The organism is Microlunatus sp. M237 (genome assembly GCF_056896895.1).
Genome location: NZ_JBXHBL010000005.1, coordinates 38806 through 63939 on the forward strand (window position 1 = coordinate 38806; position 25134 = coordinate 63939).

Below are 25134 nucleotides of genomic sequence, written 5' to 3' on the forward strand. Positions count from 1 at the left end.
CCGATGACCCCCATCCCACTGATTCGGAGACCCATGTCGTCACCACATCCCCCGCCCGTCCGGACGCCGTCACGTGCCGCCGGTCCCCGCTCCCAACCGCTGGATCGACCCAACATCATCTGCATCTGTGTCGACCAGATGCGGGGCGACGCCTTGTCGGCCGCCGGCCACCCGGTCGTGAAGACCCCACACCTGGACGAGATCGCCGACAGCGGCACCCGCTTCTCCCGGGCGTACTCGGCGACCCCGACCTGCGTTCCGGCGCGTGCCGCCTTGTTCACCGGGCAGTCGCAGGAGCGCCACGGACGTACCGGCTATCGGGAGGGGGTGCCGTTCGCCGAGGCCCATCCGGTCACGATGCAGCAGACGCTGCGTGATCACGGCTATCAGACTCAGGCCATCGGCAAGATGCACGTCTTCCCCGAGCGCGCTCGCTGCGGGTTCGACGACGTCCGTCTGCACGACGGTTTCCTGCATTTCGGGCGCCGCTACGGTGGTCGCAACCTCGCGGCCAACGACGACTACCTGACCTGGCTGCGCCGTCAACCCGGCGTGGACGCCGTCGCCGACTACATGGATGACGGCGTCGGCTGCAACTCAATGGTGGCCATCCCGTGGAACCGCGCGGAGCACCTGCACCCCACCAACTGGGCCGTCACCGAGACTCTCGACTGGCTGGACCGGCGGGACCCGACGGCACCGTTCTTCTTGTGGCTGTCGTTCCATCGTCCGCACGCGCCGTTCAACCCGCCGCAATGGGCCTTCGACCAGTATTTCCACGGCCCCCGGGTGGAGCCGCCGGTAGGCGACTGGGTCGGCGACTACGACGAGTTCCGCCGGGACAACTATCACCAGACGGTGATGGGCCGCCTCGACCCCGAGTCGCACCATCGGACCACGAGCGGCTACTACGGCAACATCACCCACATCGACCTGCAGCTGAACCGATTGCTGGAGGCGTTGAGCGACCACGAGCTGGCCGATGACACCGCGATCGTGTTCGTGTCCGACCACGGCGACATGATGGGTGACCACGACATGTATCGCAAGAGCGTCGGCTACGAGGGCAGTGCGCACGTCCCGCTCATCGTCCGACCGGCGCCCCGGTTCGAGCCCGACTACGTTCCCGGGCAGGTGATCGACGTCGTGACCGAGCTGCGGGACGTGATGCCGACGGTGCTGGAGATGGCGGGCGTTCCCGTCCCGGACAGCGTGGACGGGCTCAGCCTGCTCCCCCACCTGCGCCGCCGGGACGTGCCTTGGCGGGCCGAGATCCACGGTGAACACGTCCACTTCGACCAGTCGCTGCAGTGGGTCACCGACGGCAAGCGGAAATACCTGTGGAGCTCGGCCCGAGGGCTGGAGCAGTTCTTCGATCTGGAGCAGGATCCAGACGAGCTGCACAATCTGATCGGCGACGTCACGCGGGAGGCTGAGATCGAGGACTGGCGCCAACGGCTGATCAGCTATCTCGATGGCCGGGAGGAAGGCTTCGTCTGCGACGGAGCGCTGGTGCCCGGACGTCCGGTTCAGACCGAGGCGTCGCGGATCAGCGCTCTGCTCTGACCGGTCAGTCCGCGCCTAGGCCCCGCCGTGCGCATACACGCCGCCGCCGGCGTCGACGGCTGCCCGGCACAGCCGCTGCAGCTCGTCGAGGTATGCCCGCAGCTGCGCCGGGTCCGGGTCGGCGAAATCCTCGAACGTCGACCACTCCGGGACCAGGGCATGCAGTCGGTCTGCGTCGCTGACCGCGATGGTGCTCACCAGGTCAGCCGGCAGGCGGAGCACGATCCCCCGCTCATCCTCGGTCTCGGCGACGATGTGCTCCTCGTCCTCGAGGTCGACTCCCGGCCCGGTCAGCAGGACGACGAAGCGACCGAGCTCTTGGGAGAACTGCACTCCGTCGACCACGTCGGTGAGCAGGCCTGCGGCGTCGGCCTCGGTCGGCGGTCGCTGCGGACCTCGCGGCCAGTCGAGGACGGCGGCGGCCGCCGCATCAGAGCGGGCGGCGAAGTAGGCGTAGTCCATGGCGGACACGCTAGTCCGGCCGTGGGGCATTTCGTCGCCGTCACGCCAGTCGGGCTTCCCGGGCCGATGTTTGCGCGGCTATTCGACGCCGGGCGACGATTCCGGTCCCTGCCGCAGCTTCGCCAGAGCGGCGGCGGCCGCCGAGTCGGGGTCAGCCCGATAGACCACCAGTTCCTGACCTGGCGCCGAGCGTACGTCGAAGGTCTGGATCCGCAGCTCCAGGTCGCCGGCGACCGGGTGGCGAAACCGCTTGGCCCGCAGCCGTCGGCCCCGGGCGAGGTGGTCGGCCCACATCGCGCGGAACTCGGCGCTGCCCGCGTACAGCCGATCCCGGACCGCGCCGATCCGGGGGTCGTCGGGCTGACCGGCGTCCAGCAGGCGGAAACCGGCGACGGTGTTGGCGGCGACGTCCTCCCAGTCGACATACAGCGCACACGAACTCGGCTCGAGGAACACCGACTCGAGATAGTTGCGGGTGCCGGGGAAGCCGAGGAACAACACCTCCGCCAGCGCGTTGGTGGCGAGCACGTCGAAGGCGTGACCCAGAACGATGGCCGGATGATCGACCCACTCGTCCAGCAGGGCGACCAGGTCCGGGTCCACCTCGTCGGCGGTGGCACTGGTACGCCGCGGCGTCAGCCCGGCAAGTCGATAGAGGTGGGTCAGGCCGTACTCGTCGAGCTTCAGCGCCCGCCCGATCCCGTCGGCGACCGCCGGCGACGGCGAGGTCTCCCGCCCCTGCTCCAGGCGGACGTAGTAGTCGACGCTGACCCCGGCGAGCTGGGCCACTTCCTCACGGCGTAGGCCGGGGACTCGGCGCCGATCGCCCTGGCCGAGCCCGACGTCGGCGGGCTGCACCCGACTGCGGATGGCCTGCAGGAACTCGCCGAGAGTGGAGGGCACGCTGCGACTCTAGCGCCGGCCCCACGCGACGGCGCCGAACCTCGCGGTGCTGGCGAACCTCGCGGTGCTGGCGAGGGTGGGTGCGGCGCACCCCGGTGCAACCGGGCCTTCCCCGAGTCTCGGAGGCTGCCCAGACTCGAAGCATGACGAACAACGATCGGACTACCTCATGACCACCACCTGGCTCATCACCGGCGCCGGCCGCGGACTCGGGCACGCATTCGCCACGGCCGCACTGGACCGCGGCGACACCGTGGCCGCCACCGCCCGCGACCTGGCCACCTTGAACGACCTGCGGTCGACGTACGGCGATCGGCTGCTGCCGTTCGCCCTCGATGTGACCAGCCGCGACGATGCGCGCTCGGTCGTCGCGGCAGCGGCGGAACAGCTGGGCTCGCTCGATGTCGTCGTCAACAACGCCGGCTACGGACACTTCGGCGCCGTCGAGGAGCTGTCCGAGGACGATCTCCGCTCCCAGCTCGAGACCAACCTGTTCGGCGCCTTGTGGGTGGCCCAAGCCGCGATCCCGATCATGCGTGCCCAGGGACACGGCCGGCTGATCCAGATCTCCAGCCTCGGCGGGATCGGGGCGTTCGCCAACCTCGGCGCCTACCATGCATCCAAGTGGGCACTGGAAGCGTTGTCAGAGTCACTCGCCCTGGAGGTCGCGCCGTTCGGCATTCACGTCACCATCGTCGAGCCGGGCGGCTACGCCACCGACTGGGCCGGCGCGTCGGCCCGCCATTCCGCGCCGCTGCCCGCGTATGACCCGCTCCGCGAGGCGGCCGCCGCCCGACGTGGCGGCCAGACCTCCGGCTCACCGGAGGACGCCGCCGCAGCACTGCTGCAGGTGGTGGACAGCGCCGAGCCACCGCTCCGGGTGATCTTCGGCGCCCAAGCGGCCGGCATCGTCCGCGGGATCTACCAGCGCCGCCTCGACGAGTGGGACCGGTGGGCGACGGTGACCGAGGTCGCGCAACGCTGAGCGACAGTCGCATCAGGACCCGGGCGATCTATCGGATCGGGCTGAACCAGCACGGATAACCAGGTGCTGCAGCGGCACCGAGCCGCCTAGCATCGAGACGTCCCACTGGCGGGACCGGCCCGCCGACGAGAGCCGCGGGAAAGGACGACGATGACGTCTCGGCTGATAGCACTCTGCATCGACGCGAACGACCCTCAGCTGCTCGGCGGCTTCTGGGCAGGCCTCTTGGATAAAGAGGTGGTCGACGACCGCGACGGCACCTCCCTGCTACCGAGCGACGACACCGAATTCCGGATCCGGTTCCGCCCCACCCGCGAGCCGAAGGTCCGCCTCAACCGGCTCCACTTCGACCTGACCAGCACCACGCCGGCAGACCAGCAGCAGCGGGTCGCGACGGCGCTGAGCCTCGGCGGTCACCACCTCGACATCGGCCAGGGCGCCGACGCCCAGCATGTCGTGCTGGCCGACCCCGAGGGCAACGAGTTCTGCGTCGTCGAGCCGGGCAACAACTTCCTCGCCGGCTGCGGTCTCGTCGGCGCGCTGTCGTGCGAAGGGTCGCAGCAGGTCGGCTACTTCTGGAGCCAGGCGCTGGCCTGGCCGTTGGTCTGGGACCAGGACCAAGAGACCGCCATCCGTTCGCCGCACGGCGGCCCGAAGGTCTCCTGGGGCGGTCCGCCGGTGCGGGAGAAACGCGGCAAGAGCCGTACCCACTTCGACCTCGCTCCGACCGGCGGCACCGCCCAGCACGAGGAGGTGGCGCGGCTGGTGTCCCTTGGGGCGGTCGCGGTCGACGTGGATCTGGGCGAGGACAACTCGGCGGTGCTGGCCGATCCCGACGGCAACGAGTTCTGCGTGCTGTCGGCCGCCCGCACCGACTGACCCGGTACAACCGCACACATCGCTGATCGCCGGTGCCACGACAGGCGCGTCCGCCTGCGGGTCGTCATCGCCTCGCTCTGTACGTCTTGACCATGGTTGTCACCATGGCGCTGAACGACGTCGTGACCGTGGCGGCCAAACGCGCCGGTCACCCGGTGGCCGAGCTCTTCGCCGAGGTCCTCGACGGTCGCAAACGTAGCGACCATCACGACAGTCGAGGACATCTCGGTCATCCGGCGACGACGGTCGACGTCACCATCGGCCGAGCCACCGAGCGGGGCGCTTCGACGTCACCACCTGACCACCGGCGCGCCCGCCCAGACGACCCGTCACAAGGGTCACGCCGCACTATCCCTGCCAGCAACGGATCTCGTCGGGCCAACTCAAGACGATGCCGAGCTCGCCAGTGAGCACGCCCTGGTAGTCGCGCAAGTTCTTCTCCTCCTCGCGCACCTGCCTGGGAGTCAGGTTGTGAGCAAGGCAGTACGCCACCAGAGCGCCGGCGGCCTCACCGATTGACCACTCCACGGGATGCAACCGATAGGCACCGTTCGTGATGTGGGTCGTCCCGATATTCTTGTTGGCCGGCAGGAAGTTGGAGACGCTCTCCGGAATCAGCGCTCCGAGGGGGATCTGGAACGGATAGCACCCGATGTCGACATAGTTGCGCCCTGACGTCGAAGGGTGCAGATCGATCCGATAGTGGCCGATCCCGACACTGTCGACGAAGATTTCCGACCCAGCCCCCGGCGGGCGCATCTCCCAGCCGATGTGCTCCTCGGTCACGGTGAAGAGGGCCTTCATACGCCGCGATTCTCGAATATAGGGTTCCTTGGCCAGACCATCGGCCGTCCCGGTCACGTCGCCGCGGAGCCGGAGCTCGGGATAGCCCCGTTCACCGTTCGACCGCGGTGCTTCGGTCTGCATCCAGTACAGGAACGACAGGCTGAGATCGCGGGCACCAGCCAGGGTGCGCTGGCGCTCGTCCGGGTCCGTCGACAACAGGGCGCTCTCCCAGTAGTCAATCTGGGGCCAGTTGACCAAGGTCACTTCGCCGCCGACGAAGGTCTCGTCGAAGTTCGCCGTCGAGAGGACCCGCCGGTAATGCCACAGGTCCCGCCCGTCGTGGCCGATCGCCTCCTCAGGCGCGCCGCTGAAGATTGGCCGGACGCGTTCCTCAAGTGTGATCGGGTGAACGTCGGTCCACGACAACTGCGATCCCGGCCACCGCGGATCACAGGTCTCGCGCCAGTGCTGATAGCCGGCAGGCCGATCGATGGTGTGATCCTCGCCGGGGCAGTACTCCACCGCAAAGCACCAGGAGATGGCCTGTTGATCACGCATGTTCGACTCGTCCGGCGCATGGAGCTCGCCCGTCTGCTGCCGCGACTCGGCGCCGATCACGTGGGGTACGTCTGCTAGTTCGAGGAGGTCGCCCAGCTCGGTCGCGTCGATGGTGAAGGCGCCGCGCAATCGGCGTTCGCGGCCGGTCTTCCTGTCGCGAACCAGCACCGACTCGATGCGGTCACCCGCGCGATCGACCGCCACAGGCTCGTGCTCGTAGAACACCTGCAACTGACCGGCCGCTACTGCGCCGGCCACCATCTCACTCAGCACGCTCGCGCCCACGCGGGGCTCGTGGCAGAGACGCGAGACGAAGCCGCGCCCGGGGTTGAGCTCGTCGTCGGTGCGTGCTTCCGGTGTGAGCGGATAGTTGCGCCGGTAGTAATCGCGCACCCGGGTCCGGAGGTCGCGATAGCTCGGTGACGCCAGGTCGCTCTCGATCCACGGATGCTCGTCCGGTGGTACGCCCTGGGTGGACAACTGCCCGCCGAGCCAGTCAGACGCTTCGGTCATCACGACCGTCCTGCCCAGTCGGAGCGCGGCCAGCGCGGCGGCGACGCCGCCGAGGCCGCCGCCGATGATCACGAGGTCGGTTGAAAGCTCTTCAGTCATAGATGTGCAGTCTTTCGTTGATCGGGAGGAAAGTTGGATGGCTGCGGATCAGCCTTTGAGGCCACCGTCGGAGAGGCCGGACACGAAGCCTCGCTGGTTGAGGAAGAAGACGATCAGAACTGGGATGCTGATCAGCAAGGTGGCCGCCATCAGGGCTCCGTACTGAATGTTCCCCGATGAGGTGAAGGTGGTGATCGCCAACTGCACCGTGATACTGCGTTCGGATGTGGAGACCACCAGGGGCCAGAGGAAGTCGTCCCAGACCCCGGTGAACGAGAAGATGGCGACCACGGCGATCAGCGGCTTCGCCAGGGGCAGATAGATCTTGAAGAAGATGCGGAACTCGCTGGCACCGTCGAGCCGCCCGGCTTCCGCGAGATCACGATCCAGCCCGGCGAAGTACTGCCGGGACAAGAAGATGTTCATGGTGCCGACGAGATAGGGCAGCAGCAGTCCGCCCAAGGAATCCAGGAGCCCGCTTCCTCCGCGACCGAAGATGTCGTTGCCGCCGGCCAACGGGAAACCCTTGGCCATGAGGAACAGCGGGATCAGGGTCACTGCGGTGGGGATCGCGACGGTGGACAGCAGCCCATAGAAGACGACTCTGCTGCCGGGGAAGGGCAGGTGTGCGAACGCGTAACCCGCGATCACAGGCACGATGCAGTTACACAGGACGGCCACCACGGTCACGAAACTGGAGTTGAGGAACGCCCGTCCCAGATTCGCCGCCTTGACGGCGGTAAAGAAGTTCTCCAACGTCGGGTTGTCCGGGATGAGCTTCGCCGCGGCGAACGCGGACGCCTCGGGGGTGAACGCCAAACTGATCATCCAGAGGAACGGCGCCAGCACCATGATGGTGGCCACGGACAGGACGACGATTCGGCCCCAGTGGAGACGGGAGGCATGACGGGCACCCGGCCCTCTTCGTCGGGCCGTCATTTCCGTCCCCCTTGGCCGCCGCGGATCGCGAGCATGGTCAGTCCGGCGATGAACGCGAAGAGGACGAATGCCATTGCTGAGGCGCTTCCCATCTGGTTGTACTGAAATGCCTCGGTGTAGATCAGGTAGTTGACAGTTGTCGTGCTGCCCAACGGGCCACCTTGGGTGAGGATGAAGATCTCCGCGAAGCCTTGCGCGAGATAGATGATGTCCATCGCGATGACGTACGTCAGCATCGGGCGGACACCCGGCAGGGTCACGTAACGGAACTGGTTCCAGGCGTTCGCACCATCCATGCGGGCCGCCTCGTAGAGATCACGCGGCACTGCCTGTAGGCCTGCCAGGAGCAGGACCATATTGCTTCCCAGTGCCTTCCAGATCCGCATGGCTGACGCCGCATTCAGAGCAGCGTCCTCGCTCGCGAGCCAGCGCTGATCCTCCAGACCGAGCGCCCCGAGAACCCCGTTGGCGAGCCCGGTGTCGGAATAGATCCACAGCCAAATCATGCTCACAGCGGTCAGGGAGATGATGTGCGGGACATAGAGGCCCGTTCGGAAGAATCCGACCCCGCGGAACGGCCGGTTAGCCAGCAGGGCCAAGAACAAGGCGATAATCACCGTGAACGGCAGAACCTGTGCCACATAGCGAAGCGTGACCAGCAGGGCCTTGCCGAAGTCGGGATCGTCCATCAAGGCTCGATAGTTCTCCAGCCCGATGAACTCGGGGCCGGAGCGACTCAACGGACTGTACTCGGTGAAGCTCAGATAGAACCCGTACAGCACCGGCCCGATCTGAAAGATAAGGATGTACAACGCGGCGGGCAGGACGAAGAGCATCCCAAACAACCGCTGTTTGCCGTGTACATGGCGAAAGAGTCGGTTCGGGCGGTCCTGCCCGGCCGGCGAGAGTGACGCCGACCGGACAGGTGCCGCTGGTTTCTTGTCGTCAACTGTTGGCTGCAAGGACCTTGTCCACTTTCCCTGCGGCTTCGGCCAGGGTCTCCTCAGGCGTCAGCTTCCCACGCAGAGCACGCTCGAGCGATGCGTCGATCTCGTCCCGCATCTGCACCCAGCCGGCAACGTTGGGGTTCCCGCGGGCATAGTCCAGCGACTTGAGAGCCAATGCCAACTCGGGACTGTCCTTGATGAACTGGGCCTCGGAGGACGACTTGCGAATGGGGAGGTTGCCCAGGCCCTCGTTGTATTCCTCGTTGGTGTCGGCCGAAATCATGTACTCGACGAACTTCCAGCCGAGTTCCTGATTCTGGCTGTCCTTGTTGATCATGAGCCCGTTGGCGGGTCCGCCGAAGGCGGCAGGTTCCTTGCCTTCGAAGGCAGGCGGCGTCATGACCCGCAGATCACGGTCCGGTGCCGCCTTCTGCAGATCGGCCACCACGCTGACACTGGTCAGCTCCATCGACGCCTGACCGGTCACGACTGGCTGCTGAGCAGGAGGCAGGCCGGACCAGTTGCTGCCGAGCTGACCGTCGACCGGTGACTCACCGGAATAGAGATCGGTGAAGTACTGCAGCGCCTCCTGGCCTTCAGGTGAGTTGAAGGCTGCGGCGGTCTGGTCCTCATTCAAGAGCGATCCACCATTGGACCACAGCAGCGTCGCGAAGGTCTGTTGCGAGCCGATGGGGTTGCTCGGCACCACCATGCCGGACCGGCTGATCTTCGCCCCATCACGCTTCGTCAGCTTCTCCGCTGCCGCCTTGACGCCCTGCCAGGTCGTGGGCGGAGCGTCGGGGTCAAGCCCGACTTCCTTGAAGTCCTTGCCGCTGTAGACCATCAGGCGCAGAGTCATCAGCAAGGGCATGACGTATTGCTTGCCGTTCACCTGACCACCGGGAAGCGCATTCTCGAAATCCTTGCGCTCATCGGCGTCCATTTTGTCAACGTACGGCGTGAGATCCGCGATCCGGTCGTTGTAGACGAAGTCAGCGGCCGCAGCGACGCCGTGGCCGAAGACGTCGGGTGCCGTCCCTGCAGCGAAGGCCGCGTTGAGCTTGGGCGAGATCTCCTGCCAATCGACAAAGGTCACGTCGACCTGAGCCCCGGTTTCCTTCTCGAACTGGGGCACAAGGGTCTCGTTGACGAGCTTCATCTCGCTCGCCTCCGTTCCGGGGAACCAGACGGAGATCGTCTTGTCGTCAGCGGCGGTGGTGGTGTCACCGCCTCCGGACGAGCAGGCAGCAAGCGGGAAAGTGCTCAGGGCAGCCACTGCCGCTATCGCGGTAATGCGCTTCCATGGCCTAATTCTCATGAAAAGGATCTCCTTGTAGGTCGTGTGAGGTCATCGTGGTCAGGGTGTTGCCGAGGTTGAACGTGCACGGCAGCTCTTCGCGATAATCGGTCGAACATCGTCCGTCGAGCAGCTCAAGGAGGAGGCTGACGGCGCGACGTCCCATCTCTCTTCGGGGAATGGCCATGTGCGCCCAGTCGTGACGGTCGACTGCCGCACGGGGGTTGTCGAGGACGACAACCGACAGGTCGTCCGGGATGGAGAGGCCCCCTTGCTCTGCCAGTGCAGCCACCTCCGTCAGGTGATCCGAGCCCTCCACCAACAACACGGTCACACCGGCCTCGCGCAGCCGCCCCAGCCAAGCGGACGTCAGAGCGCCAGGTGCGGCCATGCTCTCGTCGCAGATCTCGAGGTCGGCAGCCTTCGCGTAGGCGTGGAAGGCATCCAGCCGCTCGACTCGGGGCTCGACACGGATATCGAGCCCCAGATAAGCGGTCCGGGTGTGACCTCGCTGGGCAACCTCGGCCACCACGGCCTTGAGCGCCGCCGCATAGTCAACGGTGACGTAGGGCATCAGCGATGACACCTCGTCTCTCCGGCCGATGAACACGAAGGGGAAGCCTTCATCAGCCAGTCGAGACAGCTCTGTGGTGTTCTGGTTGAAGCCGAGGATCACCGCGCCGTCGGTCAAGCGCAGTCGGTTGGTGCCGTCGCTGTAGATGTTCTGGTCGCCCTCGCGCTGATGGGCCGAGGTGAGCAGCACGAGGTCTTGGCCCATCTCGATAGCACCCTGCTCGACGCCGACCATGAACTCGAAGTAGTACGAGTGCTGGGTCGTCGGGAACAGGTTCTCGAAGGTATGCACCCCGATGAGGCCGTTACGACCCTTACGCAGCGCGAGCGCCGAGACGTTCGGGACGTAGCCGAGATCCTCGATGGCCGCCAAGACCTTCCGCTCGGTCTCCTTGGAGATGCCGTGCTGGGCGGCCTTGCCGTTCAGGACGATCGATACCGCGCCCTGTGACACATTCGCCCGTTGGGCGATGTCACGCTGACTTGGCCGCTTGCTGATAGCCATCGCCACCCCCGTCTCGCGATTCCCAGTACTAATACGAATTAGGTGGTACTTTAGCCGTTCAGCCTTCGGCGGTCAACTACTTTCCAGCAAAAGATTGATCAAGAGCTGGCTTCTGATTTCTCATCGACCGTCGGCTGCACCCTCTACCCGATAAGCGTTAACTAATGGGAATTAGGTGGTGAGCGTCTCGATGCGAGAGCCGTTCGCGACGACGTCGGGGCGCAAGCGGCGCGTCGCCACCCTTGTTGATCATGATCGCTGTTGGTCAGGATGGACACCGCGAACGCCAGCCATCGCGTCCGCGGTAGATGCGCATCGCTCAGGATCGGGCGCCGCGATCCAACGGCGGCCGATGGTCGTCTGACGGTTCGCCACGGCGGCACTGGGCCGTGGCGGTGGCGGCCAGCCGAAGACGATCGGCCGGACAGCCGAACGCCTCCGGCACAGGGCCACCGTCGGTGGCACCGTCGCGACTCAATCAAGCCCGTAGATCACGATGAACACCAGCATGGACGGATGCACGGCGTCCGACAGCCGCCACAGCAGCACCACCAGCCCGACTCGCGGAAGCCGTCATAGGGCGCGAGCAGGATTCTCGGATTGACCTTGTCGGTCAGCGCACCGGAGGCGATGGTGCCGACGGGACGAAATGGGTGCCGATCAAGCCGTTGGTGGTCGCGCCGCAGATGGCGAAGCCACCCGCCAGCGCCCAGAACGTACGGGAACGCGCCGCCTCGCGGAGCATGACCAGCGGCCACGGCGGCCACGGCGATCACCAGGGAGGCCAGCCGCCAGGAACTCCCGACCAGGACGACGGTCACCGGGAGAAAGATGAGCTGACCCGTGGCCGCCGCTGCCGTCGGGATGCCCATCACCAGGCCGCGGCGTGCCACGAGCCACCGGTTGGCCACGGTGGCGGCGAACACCATGGCCATCGACCCGGTGCCGAGGCCGATCAGCACGCCCAGGTCAGCAGCAGCTGCAAACCCTGAGTCACGACGACGGTGAGCCCGCTGCCGGCTGCGATCAGACGGCCGGAGCGACACGAAAGCGGTGATCCGCGCCGCGACCGTTAGATTCGTACCGTGGCATTCGAGGTACGGACCATTTCCGCAGCCGAGCACGTGGCGTACAACCGCACACGTCCGGCACTCAGCTTTCTCCAGACCCCGGCCTGGGCCCAGGTGAAGCCCGACTGGAAGGGTGAGTCCGTCGGCTGGTTCGACGGGGACACCCAGGTGGGCGCCGGACTGGTCCTCTATCGCCAGCTGCCCAAGGTGAAGCGCTACCTGGCCTATCTGCCCGAGGGCCCGGTGATCGACTGGACCACCAACGACGTCGCCGCCTGGCTCGACCCGCTGGCCAAGCACCTCAAGTCGGCCGGCGCGTTCGGCGTCCGGATCGGTACGCCCGTGATCGCTCGCCGCTGGGGAGCGGACACCATCAAGGCCGCCATCGCGGACGAGAAGGTGACCAAGCTCAGCGAGGTCGAGCCGGACGAGACCAACCACCACGCCGCCACCCTGCGGACCCAGCTGCTCGAGGCCGGCTGGCGTCCGCCGGTCGATGAGGAGGGCTTCGCCGCCGGTCAGCCGCGGTTCGTCTTCCAGCTGCCGATCGGTGGCACCACCGAGGAGCAGCTGCTCGCCGGGATGAACCAGCAGTGGCGCCGCAACATCAAGAAGGCCGCGAAGGCCGGGGTCACGGTGACGGTGGGTACGGTCGCCGACCTGCCCGAGTTCCACCGGGTCTATCGCGAGACCGCCGAGCGCGACCACTTCACGCCGCGACCGCTGAGCTATTTCCAGACGATGTTCCAGGCGTTGCTGGCCGAAGACTCCGACCGGATCCGGCTCTATCTGGCCCACCACGAGGGCGACCTGGTCGCCGCGACGACCTGGGTCCGCGTCGGTGGTCACGCCTGGTATTCCTACGGCGCCAGCTCGACGGCCAAGCGGGACGTCCGCGGGTCCAACGCCATCCAGTGGCAGATGATCCGTGACGCCCGCGCCGCCGGCGCCACCGTCTACGACCTGCGCGGCATCACCGAGAGCGTCGACAGCGCCGACCCGCACCTGGGGCTGATCCAGTTCAAGGTCGGCACCGGCGGTGAGGCGGTGGAGTATCTGGGCGAGTGGGACCTGCCGCTGAACCCGGTGCTCTACAAGGCGTTCGATCTGTACCTACGGCGCCGGTAGCCTGACCCTGTGGCTGGTGTGACTCTTCGACTCGACGGCGCGCGCTGGCGCGAACACCTGCGGAGCGTGGCCGCCGCCACGCCGGAGCTGGTGCCGGTGGCGAAGGGCAACGGCTACGGCTACGGGCTCAAGCGGCTGGCCGCGGAGTCGGCGGTCCTCGGCGTCGACACTCTCGCGGTCGGGATGGCCGAGGAGGTGGCGGTCGTCGCCGACGCGTTCGGCGGCGACATCGTCGTGCTCACCCCCTGGCGTGCGGACAACGCCGTGGCCACCGAGCTGCTCGACGACCCGCAGGTGGTGACCACCGTGTCGCGGGTCGCCGACCTGCAGCGTCTCGTCGAGAAGGGCGGCCGCCCCCGGGTGCTGGTCGAGGTGCTCACCTCGATGACCCGGCACGGGATCGCGGTCGTCGACCTGCCGCGGGTCGCCGACCTGCTCGGGTCCGTGCAGTTCGAGGGCTGGACGATCCATCTGCCGCTGCTGGCCGAGGGCCGCTATGCCGAGGCGCAGCGGCTGTCCCGGGCGGCGCTCGACGTCGCCGCCGGTCCGCTGTGGCTGTCCCACCTGCCGACCGAGGAGGTCACCACGCTGGCCCGCGATCTCGGTGGCGCCGCCGGCCCGGTCCCGGTCAAGCTGCGGCTCGGCACCCGGCTGTGGCTCGGGGACGAGTCGACCCGCACGACCACCGCGACCGTGCTCGACGTGCACCCGGTCAAGCGCGGCCAGCGAGCCGGCTATCGGCAGCGTACGGTCCCGGCCGACGGCTGGATCGTGGTCGTGGCCGGCGGCACCTCGCACGGCATCGGCCTGGAGGCTCCGACGGCGGCCGCGACCATGCGCCAGCGGGCGATCTCGCTGGCGACCGGCGGCCTGGAGGCGGCCGGACTGGCGCTCAGCCCGTACACCATCGGCGGCCGCAAGCGCTGGTTCCTGGAGCCACCGCACATGCAGTCCAGCCTGGTCTTCCTGCCGCGCAAGGTGACCCCGCCGGCGGTCGGCGACGAGGTGCCGGTCGAGCTGCGCCTGACCACGGCCACGGTCGACCACACCGTCGTCGGCTGACCCCCGTCCCGTCGGCGACTGACTCCCCCGCCCCGTCGGCGACCCTGGTCACCCCGCTCGGGCGTTGTTATCGTGCCCGGATGCATCGCAGCCGACTGTCGACCTTCCTGATCGACACCCCGGGTGAGCAGGCCGACGCCGCCGCCCGCTTCTGGTCCGGCGCCCTGGGGGTGGCGGCCGAAGCCGAGCCGGGTGAGGAGCAATACACCGCACTGCGCGCCGTGCACGCGGACTTCGTCTTCGCCGTCCAGGCGCTCGAGGACGGCGAACCGCGCTACCACGTCGACATCGAGACCGACGACGTCGACGCCGAGACGGCCCGGCTGCTGGCGCTGGGGGCAGCTGAGGTGTCGCGCTGGCTGCAGTGCCGGACCCTGCGGGTGCCGGGTGGACATCTGCTCTGCGTGATCCCCCGGCACAGTGACCCGGAGGTGTTCGACCGGCTCGCGCAGGTCTGGCCGTAGCCGGCCGCGCGCTCAGTCGCGCAGCTTCGCTCGCAGCCGCTCGGTGTCGGCGTCGGTCCAGCCGAGGCGGGCCATCAGCTTCTCCATCCCGTCATACGCCTCGTCGACGTGGGCCAGGAACGCCGCCATCGTCTCGGGGTGGGTCTCATGCGAGGACACCGCACGACCGCGCAGATTGTCAGCGTAGGTGGCGCTGGCCCGCAGCCGGTCCAGAATCTGCTGGATCCGCTCGGTGCTGGCCGCGTAGTCGGCGACCACCGCCGCCGGCTCGGCACCGACCAGGCTGAGGGCCAGGGCGACGATCGTGCCGGTCCGGTCCTTGCCCGCCGCGCAGTGGACCAACGTCGCCCCGTCGGCGGTGGCGATCTCCCGCAACGCCGCCACCACGGAGTCGGGCCGGTCGACGAGATAGGACAGGTAGGTCGAGGTGACGTAGTTGTCGACCTCCACCGACGGCCGCAGATTCACCCACGGCAGCGCCTCCTCGGGCAGCACCTCAGCGCGTACGTCCGGCTTCGGCTCGCCCCGACCTGGCTCCGACTCCGCAAAGAGGGAGTGGTGGTGGATGGTGATCTCCGGCCGCTTCGTCAGCGGGCCGGGTCCCTCCGACTGCACCTCGAACGTGCTCCGCAGGTCGACCACGTCCGTCAGGCCGAGCTCGAGCAGCTGCTCGACGTCGCGCTCGCTCAGGGTCTGCAGGTTGTCCGACCGCAGCAGCCGGCCGGGGCGGATTGTCTCCCCGTCCACCGTCGGGATACCCCCGACATCGCGCAGGTTGGCCAGTCCGTCAAGATCGATCCATCGGCGTTCCACGACGAAGACTGTAGTGCGTACCGACTCGGCGCCGTCATAAGGTCGGCGGATGACGATCCGGCTGCGCGACCTCCGATCCGACGACCTCGCCGCGTTGCGCCGCTGGCTGCAGCCGGATCAGGAGTGGCATCGCTGGGATGCGCCCTATTTCCCGAAGCCGGACGCGGCGCAGGTGGCGGCGTACGTCGACGAGCTGGCCGCGACCCTCGACGACCAGCCCGATCCGCGGAGCTCGCTGGTGATCACCGACGAGACCGACGTACTGCTCGGCCAGGTCAGCTGGCACTGGGAGCACCAGCCGGGCGGCTGGGCCCGGACCGGGATCACCGTCTACGACCCCGCGGTCCGCGGTCGGGGCGTGGGCAGCGCAGCGCTGGCCCTGATGACCGACCACGTCTTCAGCCAGACGCCGGCGCACCGGTTGGACTATCTGACCTGGTCGGGCAACACCGCCATGTGCCGGGTCGGGGAGAAGCTCGGCTGGACCCGTGAGGCCACCTTCCGGCAGGCCCGGGAGGTGCGGGGCGAGCGGTTCGACTCGGTGGCGTACGGAATCCTGCGATCGGAGTGGACGCCCGGGTCGGGTCGGACCAGCTCCTGACCTCGCCACCCCGTTCACCGGCGGCGAGGCGGCTGGCTGCTGGTCTTCAGTCGCGGGTCTTGTGGGCTGCGTCCTCGATGATCTGCGCGGCGATGTAGCGCAGCTTCAGGTTGCCCTGTTGTGACATCCGGGTCAGGAAGGTGAAGGCCCGGGGCTGGTCGAGCGCGAACCGCTCCATCACGATCCCCACCGCCGTACCGATCTGCTGTCGGCCCTCGACCAGGTCGGTGAGCTGCTCGATCCGCCGGGTGGTGGCGAGCGCATGCGCCGCCTGCTCGGCCAGCACCTCGGTCGTGTCCCGGTCGGCGATGTCGAAGGCGAACGGCCGGGTGCAATACAGGTTGAGGCCGCCGACGACGTGGCCCTCGACATACATGACCGCGCCGAGCTGCGCGCGTACCCCGAGCTTTCGGGCAGCCGCGGCGTAGCGCGGATAGCGGTCGTCCACTGTCAGGTCCGGCGTCCAGACGGTACGTCCCTGCCGCAGCGAGTCGATGCAGGGGCCCTCCTCCAAGGCGTACTGCAGCTCATCCATCTCGCGGACCAGCTCGGTGCTCGCAGCCACCGTCTGGATGCTGCCGCGGGTGCTGACGCTCGAGACCCCGACGAAGTCGGCGGCCGCGACCAGCTCCCGGGACAGGTGAAGTATCCGCTTCAGCAGCGAGTCCACGGACTCGACCGACTCAGCCTCGTTCAGCTCGCAACTGACTATCGTGACTAGCTCTCGTAGTGACCGGTTTTCCATGGTGGACTGTCGCTCCCGTCCTCAGGCCCCCGCCCTCTTTTTAGATTCTCACTAAAACGATACCCAGTAGAGAGCTTTGAGAAGTGATTCGTTCGCAGACCGAGATCAACTGGCCCAATGACCGGTGAAGAACAGCCAGCTCCACCACAGCATCAGCACGACGCTGAGGCAGAACGCGCCGATCACCACCACCCGGTGCACCTTCGCCACCGCGGCGCGGCGCGGCTGCCAGGTGCCCCAGGAGGCGAGCATCATCCACAGCGGGAACCACAACAAGGTGGCCCGGTTGACCGAGAAGAACCAGTACGACAGCGAGAACGCCAGCACCTGGACGCCGACCCAGGCGGCTTCGGGCCACAGCCGCTTGGCCAGGCACCAGATCACGACGACCACCCCGAGCGCCATCGACACCATCTCGCCGCGGAACACCGCCGCCCACCACGGGTGGTCGGCGAAGGCACCGGGCTCGATCGCGGGCAGGGTGTTGAGGAACGACTGCCACGGCCAGGTGAAGCCGCGGACCCAGCCGGTCGACTGCGCCGTGTACCAGGCGATCCAGCTGCCGGTCAGGGTCCACAGATAGGTCGCGAACAGCCCCACCACCGAAGCTGGGATGAGCAGCAGGGCCAGCCGCTGCAGCCGCACCCGGCGGTCGAGCCGGCGGGTGGTCAGGATCATCACGACCAGCGCACCGATCAAAAACAGCCCGGAGACCCGCACCGAACAGGCGACCGCGGTGAGCAGCGCGGCGGCCAGCCAGCGGTCCGAGCGGGCCCGTTCCCAGGCCCAGAAGGCGGCGGCACAGAACAGCGACTCCGTGTAAGGCACGGTGGTGAAGACCGCGGTCGGGGCGAACAGCCACGCGGTGGCCACCCACGGCCCGCCGAACCGCATCAGCGCCACCGCGGCGATGGCGGAGCAGAGCAGCGACAGCACCACCCCGGTGATCGCCACCGGCACCCCGAACTCGAGTCCGAGCGAGAGGATCGAGGGCAGACCGGGGAAGAAGGCCATCAAGATGTTGTCGGGTTCGGCCCGATAGCCACCGGTGGCCAGGTTGGTGAAGTGCTGGACGTCCCAGTTGCTGACCATGTCACTCACCCGGCGTCCTTCGTGGACGGCCAGCACCAGGGCGACGGCGGCGATCAGGCCGCGGCTGGCCAGCCAGGCCTGCACCACGAGTCGTCCACCGCGCAGGTCGAGGGGGGTGAGCTTCACGCGGCCGGCACCGCCTGGGTGGGAGTGGGTCGATGGGTCGGTGCGGATCGATGGATGAGCGAGGGGCGCAGCCGGCCGATCCAGGCGGCGTCGGGAGCACCGTCGAGCACCCCACCGGACGGGTCGTCGACCCCCGGTCGGCGGACCGGGTCATGCTCGGGGCGCAGCGCGTCGCGGACCACCATCGCCACCAGCCAGCCCTGGGTGGCGAGGCGGAGCAGCACCGCCAGCCAGTAGACCCGGTCGGGGGCCCCGTCGCCGGGTGCGAGGAAGCCGCCGAGGTGCCACCAGATGGCGCCGAAATAGACCAGCTCGCCGGCGGTGAAGATCCACCAGTCCCGCCAGCGCGGTCGGGCGAGGAGCACGAACGGCAGCAGCCACAGCACGTATTGCGGGGAATAGACCTTGTTGGTCATCAGGAACGCCGCCAGCACCAGAAAGGCCATCGCCCCCCACCGTGGCCGTCGGGGCGCGACCACGATCAGGACGGCGATGCCGACGCAGGCCAGCACGAAGATCACCGCGTTGACCGCGTTGAGGTGCGGCACGGGATGGCCGGCCAGCGACAAGACATACCAGAGCGAGCCGAAGTCGCCGGAGCGATCGGAGTTGAAGGTCCAAAAGCTCAGCCACGCCTGCGGTGCGAGCACGATCACCGGCAGGTTCACCGCCAGCCAGCTCAGCGCGAACGCGGCCAGCAGCTGGCCGAACGCGCGCATCCTGCCGGCCCGGAGGCAGAGCAGCAGCAGCGGGCCGAGCAGGAAGACCGGATAGAGCTTGGCCGCCATCCCCAGGCCGAGCAGCACCCCGGCCGCCACCGGGTGGCGCCGAGCCCAGCACATCAGGCCCAAGGCGGTGAGGGCGACCGGCAGCATGTCCCAGTTCACCAGTCCGGCGGCGGCCACGCAGGGCGAGGCGGCCAGCATCATGGCGTCCCAGGGCCGACCCTCGACCGTACGCACCTGGGCCCAGACGGCGAGCAGGAACAACAACCCGAGCGCCACGATGTTGACGTTGAAGAACATCGCGGTGGCGTCGACCTGCTGCTGCTCGCTGAGTCCGGTGCCGCTCGGTGCGCCCAGGGCCACGGTGATTCGCCGCTCCAGTTCGAGGAACCAGCCGGTCAGCACGGGATATTCGAGCACCGGATAGTCGCCGCTGTCCAGGTAGGGGGTGTTGCCCTGCAGCAGACCCCGCCCGCTATAGAGCAGGCCGATGTCGGAATAGCACATCCACTTGAACTGGTCGACCTGCTGGCCGACGACGGTGGCCCGGCAGGGCAGGTGGAACAGCGCGCCGAGGAGATAGACCAGCGCCCCGGCCAGCAGCGCGAACCGGGTCGGGTTCACCAGGGACCCGCTCACCGCGGCGTGCCGGCCGAGCGGACCGCCGAACCGCTGGCTGAGCGTACGAATGAACGGGTCGCTCACCGACGGGGCGTCCGGTGCCGGACTCGGCGGTGTCGGCTCAGCTGCTGCCCTGTCCCCCGGCGCCGGTCGGACTGGTGGCGCCGGGGCGCCCATCAGTTGCCGTCCGCGGCGTCCGCGGGATCGCTCGCCTCGCCGTCGGAGCCGCCTCCCCCGCGTCCGCTATTGGTCGGCCGCGAGCTCGGCCGGGTGCTCGGCTGGGCCGGCTTGGTCGGCGCCTTGGTCGTCGGGACCGGTTGCGTCGGCCTGGTCGTCGTCGGCGGGTTGCTCGGCTTGGTCGACGCGCTCGGGCGGCGGGACTCGGTCGGCTCACTCGACTCGGTCGGCTTGGGGGACTCGGTCGGCTTGCTCGACTCGCTCGGCTCGTCGCTCTCGCTCGGCTCGGGCGAGGGGGACTTCTCCGACTCGGACGGCTGCGGCGTTGCGCTGCGGGTCCGGCTCGGCTGCGGCGCGGGCGCCTTGTTGGCGTTCACGAAGGCCGGCTCCGGGAACTGCAGCACCTTCTGCCCCTTGGTGGCGGTCTCCATGTAGTCGGCCCAGGTCAGCGCCGGGTAGGTCCCGCCGAAGAAGGTCTGGTCGCCGGGGCGGGCGTAGTCGTCCAGGTCCTCGCTGCCGGAGTCGCCGGCGACATACATCACCGCGGTCGAGATCTGCTTGGTGTAGGCCACGAACCAGGCGGAGGTGATGTCGTCCTTGTCGCCGTCCTTGGTGCCGGTCTTGCCGGCGATGGGCCGGTTGAGGGTCTGCACCGTACGCCCGGTGCCCTCCTCGACCACGTCGCGCAGCGCGTACGTCACGTCGTGCGCGACGTCGGCGCTGACCACCCGCTTCTCCTCCGGCGAGGCCTGATAGAGCACCTTGCCGGTGGAGTCCTTGACCTCCTTGACCACGTGCGGTGCGACGTAGACCCCGTCGTTGGCGAAGGTGGCGTAGGCGTTGGCCTGGTCCAGCGGGCTCACCTCGGCAGCACCGAGCGCGATCCGGGAGTTGAGGTCCCAGCCCGGTCCCTTGGGAGCGCCGGCGGCCTCGGCCGTCTCGGCGATCTTCTTCGGGCCGTTGGTCATCTTGGTGGTCAGGTCGACGAAGGCGGTGTTGATGGACTCCGCGGTGGCACGCAGCAGGCTGACCGGGCCGTACTGGTTGCTGAACTCGTTGCGGACGGTGCTGGTGTCGCCGGGCGGGGTGAAGGTGTTGCCCTGCAAGATCGTCCGCAGGCTGAAGCCGTTCTCGAGCCCGGCGGCCAGGGCGTAGGTCTTGAAGGTGGAGGCGGTCGGCCGGGGGGTGGTGGCCCAGTTGCGGGAGTTCTTCACGTAGTCCGGGCCGCCGTAGAGCGCCAGCACCTCGCCGGTGCCGACGTCGACCGAGGCGACGGCGGCGTGCAGGTCGGAAGCCTTCTCGTCGGCCGCCTTGGCCGCCTGCTTGGTGTATTTCTGCGCCGACTTCACGGCCGCGTCCTGGTCCTTCTTGTCGAAGGTGGTGGTGATCTGCAGCCCGCCGCCGGAGATCCGGCCGGCGTCGAAGCCCTCGGCGATCAGCTCACGCTCCACCATCTTCAGCAGGAAGCCCTTCGGGCCGCCGTACCGCTCGTTGGTGGGGATGTCGGGAAACTTGGGCAGCTTGGCGGAGTATTTCGCGGCCTCGTCGGCGGTGATGGCGCCGGTCTCGGCCATCGACTGGATCACGTAGCGGTAGCGGCCGAGCAGGCGTTCGGTGTTGGAGTCGTCGACCGAGGGGTCGAACAGGCTCGGGTTGTTGACCACGCTGGCCAGGACGGCCGCCTGCGGGACGGTGAGGTCCTTAGCGTCCTCGCCGAAGTAGGCCTTGCTCGCCGCCTGGATCCCGTACGCGCCGCGGCCGAAGTAGATCGTGTTGAGGTAGCCCTCGAGGATCTCCTCCTTGGTCCGCTCCTGGTTGATCTTGTAGGCGATGAACAGCTCTTTGAACTTGCGCTTGAGCGTCTGGTCCTGGGTCAGATACATGATCTTGATGTATTGCTGGGTGATGGTGGAGCCACCCTGGAGGCTGCCGCCGCGGGCGATCACCCAGGCGGCCCGGACCATGCCGCGCAGCGAGATGCCCGGGTCGGTCCAGAACGACCGGTTCTCCGCGGCGACCACGGCCTCTTTGATCGTGTCGGGCATCTCGTCGAAGGTCAGCGGCTGCCGGTTCTGGATCGCGAAGCTGCCCAGCTGGGCCTTGCCGTCGTTGTAGTAGACGAAGCTCGTGGCAGTGGTGAACTCGGGGTTGCCCTTGGTGGGGATGTCGGTCGTCTGATAGCCGATGGCCACCACCGCGGTGGTGCCGATCAGGCCGAGCACTAGCCCGGCGACGAGGATCTTGACGATCCGTAGTGACCACTTTCGACGGTTCGACCGCGGCAGCTTGCCGTCAGGTCGAGCGTTTGCGGTGTCGTCGGTGGGGTGCCCGGTGGGGCGCTTAGCCATAGATGTCCTCAACAGTCGGTTGGCGGCGGGGCGGCTTCCGCTTGACGCCGTCGCCCAGGAGATACGACAAAATCATGTGGTTCCAACTGCAGGCTGGGCAGACCTCGACCACGACGACCTTGAACTCTCCAAACTCGTGAGCCATGCCTTCGAGTTCCGCGATCCGCTTGATCCGGCCCGAATACTGCCCCAGCTGCTCGCCGAAGACATAATGCAGCAGGGTCAGATCGGGGGACTTGCAGACCGGGCACTCCGCGTCGCTCGGCTCGCCGTGGTGCTTGGCGGCCCGCAACAGCATCGGGTCGGCGTCGCAGGCATCGGCCCGAGCCAACTGACGGCCGGGGCGCCGCAGCGACTCCAGGGTGGACCGTCGCTGCAGCGCATAGCTGATGACTTCGCGCTGCGACCACATGGGCCCAAGGTTACGTGGCTCCTCCGAAGGGTGGCCATGTCCTCGCTCGGGGTGTCTAGGGCTGCCTGGCGGCGCTCGGGCCGGCGGGTGGCTTGGAGGGGCGCCCTGGGGCTTTGTGCCGGGGTGCGGTGATGGCGTACGATCGTGCGTCGGTCGGGAACGACCGCGGGGCCATGGCGCAATTGGTAGCGCACCTGCTTTGCAAGCAGGGGGTTAGGGGTTCGAGTCCCCTTGGCTCCACTGGATAGACGCCTAGTCAAAGCATCGCTTCTGTTGAGTCTCGGTCTATCACATGCTGATTCGCCCGGTCCTCCGGGAGACTGGTGGGGAAGTGAGCGGGTAGCTTGCGATTCGCCACCGGCGGCCGCGACTGGAATCAGAAGCATTTCCCGGCGCTACAGCCCTCTCTAGGCTATGTCCGTGGACATGCGGGCGGCGGCGCGGCGGGCGGCTGGTCTGAGCCAGTCAGATTTGGCTCAAGTTACAGGAGTCTCCGAGCCCAACCCGTCGGCGTACGAGAACGCGGTCGAACACATCCCAGCCGCAGTGGGGAAGCTGCGAGTGACTCCGACGTGAAGTGCTCGACGGGGCGACTGGGTGCGGTCAGCACCGTCAGGTCAGGCCGTCCGATGTGGAAGCCAGGCTGGTCATGACCGCGCGCTATGGCTCAGGCCTCCAGGTGCGATGAGATTCTTGGCCGCTCCGGCGAATCCGCCGTACCCCAACATGGTCTCGCTGAGCCCGGCGTGGAACTGAGCAAGGTCCATATCGACGGCAGCGTTCACTGGCATCAACCGCGAGTGGCCAGCCTCGGTCAGTTCACGCAGCCTGCCGCACCGGGAACACCCTCACACCCGAGGTGCGCATGGGCCTCCGGCCGATCGCGCAGGCGGCGGTGGAGGCTAGGGCTGCGGTCGGATCTCGACAACTCGCCTGCGTGCAGGACGACGGTGGCTGCAGCGGCAGGGTCAGATCTGATCATGCACTCCCAGAGCCTGACAACGGTCCAGCCCAGGGCCTCGGCTGTCGTCGTGGCGGTTAGGTCTCGTTCCTTGTTGCGCCGCATCTTGGCCTCCCAGAGGCCGGCGTTGGGACCGGTGAACGGGACCTTGCGGCCGTGCTCGGGACACCCGTGCCAGTAGTCCCCGTCGACGAAGACGGCTACCCGGCGGCCGGGCAGGACGATGTCCGGTGTGCAAGCGGGGGCAAGGCGCCGGTGCAGGCGAAAGCGTGCGCCCTGGGCGTGAAGTGCCTTTCGAAGTAGCACCTCGGGGACGGTGTCGGTCCTGCGACGGCCGGAGAGGTGGGTCCCCGCTGTGGTCGTCACCCAACGCTCCACCGGCATGGTCACCTCCTGCGCAGGTTAACCGTGAGTCGGTCGATCAGGCTATATGTTGAGGATGCTGTCGGTGGAGCTGGGTGCGGCTTGAACTGCGTCGATAATCCTCAGGCCTGGGGGCGTGCTTGAGGATGTCAGCATCCCGGCGAACGTCCTCCCGCATGATGTGCCAGGCGACACCGACGTTGACGCCGTCCCGAGTTGCCGGTAGGTCGTCGCGTGGGGCTGGTTCCCGAAGTTGAAACTGTCAGGCAGGCCTTGGAGGCGGGCGGCCTCGCGGAGGGGCAGCCGCCGTTCGCGGGGGCCGATGATGCTGGTCTGGGTGAGGGCGACCAGAGCCGGGACGTAGGTGGCCCGCTTGGCGCGGATGCCCGAGGTCCGGAAGTTCATGATGGTGTCCCACAGGCGGGGGTGTCCTGGGCCTGCCACTCCAGCTGGCGGCGCGAGGCCGGGAACACGTCATTGCTGGAGCCGTCCTCCTTGAAGATCCCCTGCGGCCTGCCCAATCGCCCAGTGGGTCCTTGTGGCGTGTACAGGTCGTAGTTCTTAAGCAGGTGCGACCGCTTCCACGCCGGGGTGCCGGCCGGGATGGGCTCCTGATAGTCGGCCAAGGAGCCGCCCAGATCGGGATCTGGGGAGGCGCCGGCCCTCCCGTGCCTCCCTCATGAGTTGCACCCAGGCGTCCCAGGCGTGATCCAGTGACGTTCCGGTCGGTGAGGTTACAGCCGTCTACGTTGCGTAGTGTCGTCCAGCGGGAGGTCGCTGTCGAGGTGCCCAACGCTCGGGTCCCAGCCCTCGACGCGTGCTAGGGAGGGCGACGGGGCCACCTGGCCGGTCACTGTCGACGCCGCCGGGGTTGTAGGTCGCAGTGATGATGACCCGCTCTCGGACCTGGGGCGTCCGCCTCGGGTCGGCGGGAGGAGGTGCGGCGAGAGGACCGCCGGCGTAGCGACGACCCGATAGTCCGGGCCGGTCAGGATCTCGGAGATGACCTGCCACTTGTGGCGGTGCCAGGGACCGGCCAGGTTCCGCACATTCTCCAGCAGCACGACCTTCCACCGGTGGACGTCGATGATCTTCAGGATGTTCCAGTACAGCGTCCCGCAAGTCTCGTCCATGCCCCGCTGGGCGCCCGACTTGGAGAACGGCTGACAAGGGAATCCCGCCGCGAGCACGCCATGCCCTGGGACGATGACCTGCTGGTAGATGGCGTCTTGGTGATGTCACCGAGGGGTTTGCGGCGCCAGTTCCGCGCGTAGGCCCCGGCTGCCGCCGGGTCGATCTCGACGGCGTACTTAGCCTTGCCGCCCATCGCCGTCAACGCCGCGTGAACCGCCGATGCCGGCAAACAGGTCGATGAAGCGAAACGCAAGGTCAGCCATGGCCAAAAGCTTAGCTG

Annotated in this window: 25 protein-coding genes and 1 tRNA gene; 8 read left to right on the forward strand and 18 right to left on the reverse strand. The window is 67.7% G+C overall.

Annotation, left to right across the window (positions count from 1 at the left end):
- Positions 1-33 precede the first annotated feature (33 nt).
- Positions 34-1566: an arylsulfatase gene (locus tag AC1XX3_RS17910; protein ID WP_483322540.1), complete on the forward strand. Its 1533-nt coding sequence runs from the start codon at positions 34-36 to the stop codon at positions 1564-1566.
- A 15-nt stretch (positions 1567-1581) separates the two neighbouring features.
- Here AC1XX3_RS17910 and AC1XX3_RS17915 read toward each other — a convergent pair whose 3' ends face one another.
- Together AC1XX3_RS17915 and AC1XX3_RS17920 are read right to left on the reverse strand one after the other, a co-directional pair.
- Complete coding sequence (locus AC1XX3_RS17915; RefSeq protein ID WP_483322541.1) at positions 1582-2028, reverse strand: hypothetical protein; 447 nt, start codon at positions 2026-2028, stop codon at positions 1582-1584.
- Between the two features lie 78 nt (positions 2029-2106).
- A complete protein-coding gene (locus AC1XX3_RS17920; RefSeq protein ID WP_483322542.1) occupies positions 2107-2931 on the reverse strand; it encodes a helix-turn-helix domain-containing protein in 825 nt (274 codons plus the stop codon).
- 169 nt (positions 2932-3100) lie between these two features.
- Between AC1XX3_RS17920 and AC1XX3_RS17925 the strand changes: the two genes are divergently transcribed.
- On the forward strand, positions 3101-3916 hold the full coding sequence (locus AC1XX3_RS17925; RefSeq protein ID WP_483322543.1) for an SDR family NAD(P)-dependent oxidoreductase: 816 nt from the start codon (positions 3101-3103) through the stop codon (positions 3914-3916).
- 150 nt (positions 3917-4066) lie between these two features.
- Positions 4067-4795 carry a VOC family protein gene (locus AC1XX3_RS17930; protein WP_483322544.1) on the forward strand — a complete coding sequence of 243 codons (729 nt, stop codon included), beginning with the start codon at positions 4067-4069 and terminating at the stop codon, positions 4793-4795.
- Between the two features lie 348 nt (positions 4796-5143).
- On the opposite strand, the gene AC1XX3_RS17935 is transcribed toward AC1XX3_RS17930, so the two are convergent.
- The 6 genes from AC1XX3_RS17935 to AC1XX3_RS17960 form a co-directional block, all read right to left on the reverse strand.
- The gene (locus tag AC1XX3_RS17935; RefSeq protein ID WP_483322545.1) at positions 5144-6751 is read right to left on the reverse strand and encodes an FAD-dependent oxidoreductase; all 1608 of its coding nucleotides are present in this window, start codon (positions 6749-6751) and stop codon (positions 5144-5146) included.
- A gap of 48 nt (positions 6752-6799) precedes the next feature.
- Positions 6800-7615: a carbohydrate ABC transporter permease gene (locus AC1XX3_RS17940; RefSeq protein ID WP_483322546.1), complete on the reverse strand. Its 816-nt coding sequence runs from the start codon at positions 7613-7615 to the stop codon at positions 6800-6802.
- Positions 7616-7686: 71 nt separating this feature from the next.
- Positions 7687-8526 carry a carbohydrate ABC transporter permease gene (locus AC1XX3_RS17945; RefSeq protein ID WP_483322547.1) on the reverse strand — a complete coding sequence of 280 codons (840 nt, stop codon included), beginning with the start codon at positions 8524-8526 and terminating at the stop codon, positions 7687-7689.
- Positions 8527-8635: 109 nt separating this feature from the next.
- The gene (locus tag AC1XX3_RS17950; protein WP_483322548.1) at positions 8636-9913 is read right to left on the reverse strand and encodes an ABC transporter substrate-binding protein; all 1278 of its coding nucleotides are present in this window, start codon (positions 9911-9913) and stop codon (positions 8636-8638) included.
- A gap of 31 nt (positions 9914-9944) precedes the next feature.
- Entirely contained in the window at positions 9945-11012 is a 1068-nt protein-coding gene (locus tag AC1XX3_RS17955) for a LacI family DNA-binding transcriptional regulator (protein ID WP_483322549.1), read from the reverse strand.
- 491 nt (positions 11013-11503) lie between these two features.
- Positions 11504-11974 carry a hypothetical protein gene (locus AC1XX3_RS17960; RefSeq protein WP_483322550.1) on the reverse strand — a complete coding sequence of 157 codons (471 nt, stop codon included), beginning with the start codon at positions 11972-11974 and terminating at the stop codon, positions 11504-11506.
- A 123-nt stretch (positions 11975-12097) separates the two neighbouring features.
- Between AC1XX3_RS17960 and AC1XX3_RS17965 the strand changes: the two genes are divergently transcribed.
- From AC1XX3_RS17965 to AC1XX3_RS17975, 3 genes are all read left to right on the forward strand, one after another.
- Positions 12098-13210 carry a lipid II:glycine glycyltransferase FemX gene (locus AC1XX3_RS17965; RefSeq protein ID WP_483322551.1) on the forward strand — a complete coding sequence of 371 codons (1113 nt, stop codon included), beginning with the start codon at positions 12098-12100 and terminating at the stop codon, positions 13208-13210.
- A 9-nt stretch (positions 13211-13219) separates the two neighbouring features.
- Positions 13220-14272 (forward strand): alanine racemase, encoded by a 1053-nt coding sequence (locus AC1XX3_RS17970; protein ID WP_483322552.1) that lies wholly within the window; start codon positions 13220-13222, stop codon positions 14270-14272.
- Positions 14273-14352: 80 nt separating this feature from the next.
- Positions 14353-14736, forward strand: coding sequence for a VOC family protein (locus AC1XX3_RS17975; RefSeq protein ID WP_483322553.1), 384 nt, complete (start codon positions 14353-14355; stop codon positions 14734-14736).
- Positions 14737-14748: 12 nt separating this feature from the next.
- On the opposite strand, the gene AC1XX3_RS17980 is transcribed toward AC1XX3_RS17975, so the two are convergent.
- On the reverse strand, positions 14749-15549 hold the full coding sequence (locus AC1XX3_RS17980; RefSeq protein WP_483322554.1) for a tyrosine-protein phosphatase: 801 nt from the start codon (positions 15547-15549) through the stop codon (positions 14749-14751).
- A 49-nt stretch (positions 15550-15598) separates the two neighbouring features.
- On the opposite strand from AC1XX3_RS17980, the gene AC1XX3_RS17985 reads away from it, so the two are divergent.
- Positions 15599-16150, forward strand: coding sequence for a GNAT family N-acetyltransferase (locus AC1XX3_RS17985; RefSeq protein ID WP_483322555.1), 552 nt, complete (start codon positions 15599-15601; stop codon positions 16148-16150).
- A 46-nt stretch (positions 16151-16196) separates the two neighbouring features.
- On the opposite strand, the gene AC1XX3_RS17990 is transcribed toward AC1XX3_RS17985, so the two are convergent.
- From AC1XX3_RS17990 to AC1XX3_RS18010, 5 genes are all read right to left on the reverse strand, one after another.
- Entirely contained in the window at positions 16197-16820 is a 624-nt protein-coding gene (locus AC1XX3_RS17990) for a GAF and ANTAR domain-containing protein (protein ID WP_483322556.1), read from the reverse strand.
- A gap of 180 nt (positions 16821-17000) precedes the next feature.
- A complete protein-coding gene (locus AC1XX3_RS17995; RefSeq protein WP_483322557.1) occupies positions 17001-18113 on the reverse strand; it encodes a glycosyltransferase family protein in 1113 nt (370 codons plus the stop codon).
- Complete coding sequence (locus AC1XX3_RS18000) at positions 18110-19543, reverse strand: glycosyltransferase family 87 protein (RefSeq protein ID WP_483322558.1); 1434 nt, start codon at positions 19541-19543, stop codon at positions 18110-18112. The genes AC1XX3_RS17995 and AC1XX3_RS18000 overlap by 4 nt, the downstream gene beginning before the upstream one ends.
- Positions 19544-19635: 92 nt before the next feature.
- The gene (locus AC1XX3_RS18005; RefSeq protein WP_483322559.1) at positions 19636-21984 is read right to left on the reverse strand and encodes a transglycosylase domain-containing protein; all 2349 of its coding nucleotides are present in this window, start codon (positions 21982-21984) and stop codon (positions 19636-19638) included.
- A complete protein-coding gene (locus tag AC1XX3_RS18010; RefSeq protein WP_483322560.1) occupies positions 21977-22396 on the reverse strand; it encodes a DUF5318 family protein in 420 nt (139 codons plus the stop codon). The genes AC1XX3_RS18005 and AC1XX3_RS18010 overlap by 8 nt, the downstream gene beginning before the upstream one ends.
- A 167-nt stretch (positions 22397-22563) precedes the next feature.
- On the opposite strand from AC1XX3_RS18010, the gene AC1XX3_RS18015 reads away from it, so the two are divergent.
- Positions 22564-22636 (forward strand) — tRNA-Ala (locus AC1XX3_RS18015).
- A gap of 574 nt (positions 22637-23210) precedes the next feature.
- On the opposite strand, the gene AC1XX3_RS18020 is transcribed toward AC1XX3_RS18015, so the two are convergent.
- The 4 genes from AC1XX3_RS18020 to AC1XX3_RS18035 all read right to left on the reverse strand — a co-directional run bounded on the left by AC1XX3_RS18020 (position 23211) and on the right by AC1XX3_RS18035 (position 24910).
- Entirely contained in the window at positions 23211-23741 is a 531-nt protein-coding gene (locus AC1XX3_RS18020; RefSeq protein ID WP_483322561.1) for a very short patch repair endonuclease, read from the reverse strand.
- Positions 23742-23783: 42 nt separating this feature from the next.
- A complete protein-coding gene (locus tag AC1XX3_RS18025; RefSeq protein ID WP_483322562.1) occupies positions 23784-24125 on the reverse strand; it encodes a DNA cytosine methyltransferase in 342 nt (113 codons plus the stop codon).
- A complete protein-coding gene (locus AC1XX3_RS18030; protein ID WP_483322563.1) occupies positions 24122-24346 on the reverse strand; it encodes a hypothetical protein in 225 nt (74 codons plus the stop codon). Before AC1XX3_RS18030 ends, AC1XX3_RS18025 begins: the two co-directional genes overlap by 4 nt.
- Before the next feature lie 108 nt (positions 24347-24454).
- Complete coding sequence (locus tag AC1XX3_RS18035; RefSeq protein ID WP_483322564.1) at positions 24455-24910, reverse strand: DNA cytosine methyltransferase; 456 nt, start codon at positions 24908-24910, stop codon at positions 24455-24457.
- Positions 24911-25134: the final 224 nt, after the last annotated feature.

Coding starts and splice junctions, on each gene's coding strand:
- AC1XX3_RS17985 (WP_483322555.1), top strand. CDS start 15,599: ATGACGATCCGGCTGCGCGACCTCCGATCCGACGACCTCGCCGCGTTG.
- AC1XX3_RS17910 (WP_483322540.1), top strand. CDS start 34: ATGTCGTCACCACATCCCCCGCCCGTCCGGACGCCGTCACGTGCCGCC.
- AC1XX3_RS17925 (WP_483322543.1), top strand. CDS start 3,101: ATGACCACCACCTGGCTCATCACCGGCGCCGGCCGCGGACTCGGGCAC.
- AC1XX3_RS17975 (WP_483322553.1), top strand. CDS start 14,353: ATGCATCGCAGCCGACTGTCGACCTTCCTGATCGACACCCCGGGTGAG.
- AC1XX3_RS17915 (WP_483322541.1), bottom strand. CDS start 2,028: ATGGACTACGCCTACTTCGCCGCCCGCTCTGATGCGGCGGCCGCCGCC.
- AC1XX3_RS18025 (WP_483322562.1), bottom strand. CDS start 24,125: ATGAACTTCCGGACCTCGGGCATCCGCGCCAAGCGGGCCACCTACGTC.
- AC1XX3_RS18010 (WP_483322560.1), bottom strand. CDS start 22,396: ATGTGGTCGCAGCGCGAAGTCATCAGCTATGCGCTGCAGCGACGGTCC.
- AC1XX3_RS17955 (WP_483322549.1), bottom strand. CDS start 11,012: ATGGCTATCAGCAAGCGGCCAAGTCAGCGTGACATCGCCCAACGGGCG.
- AC1XX3_RS18020 (WP_483322561.1), bottom strand. CDS start 23,741: ATGCCGGTGGAGCGTTGGGTGACGACCACAGCGGGGACCCACCTCTCC.
- AC1XX3_RS18005 (WP_483322559.1), bottom strand. CDS start 21,984: ATGGCTAAGCGCCCCACCGGGCACCCCACCGACGACACCGCAAACGCT.
- AC1XX3_RS17945 (WP_483322547.1), bottom strand. CDS start 8,526: ATGCTCTTCGTCCTGCCCGCCGCGTTGTACATCCTTATCTTTCAGATC.
- AC1XX3_RS17935 (WP_483322545.1), bottom strand. CDS start 6,751: ATGACTGAAGAGCTTTCAACCGACCTCGTGATCATCGGCGGCGGCCTC.
- AC1XX3_RS17930 (WP_483322544.1), top strand. CDS start 4,067: ATGACGTCTCGGCTGATAGCACTCTGCATCGACGCGAACGACCCTCAG.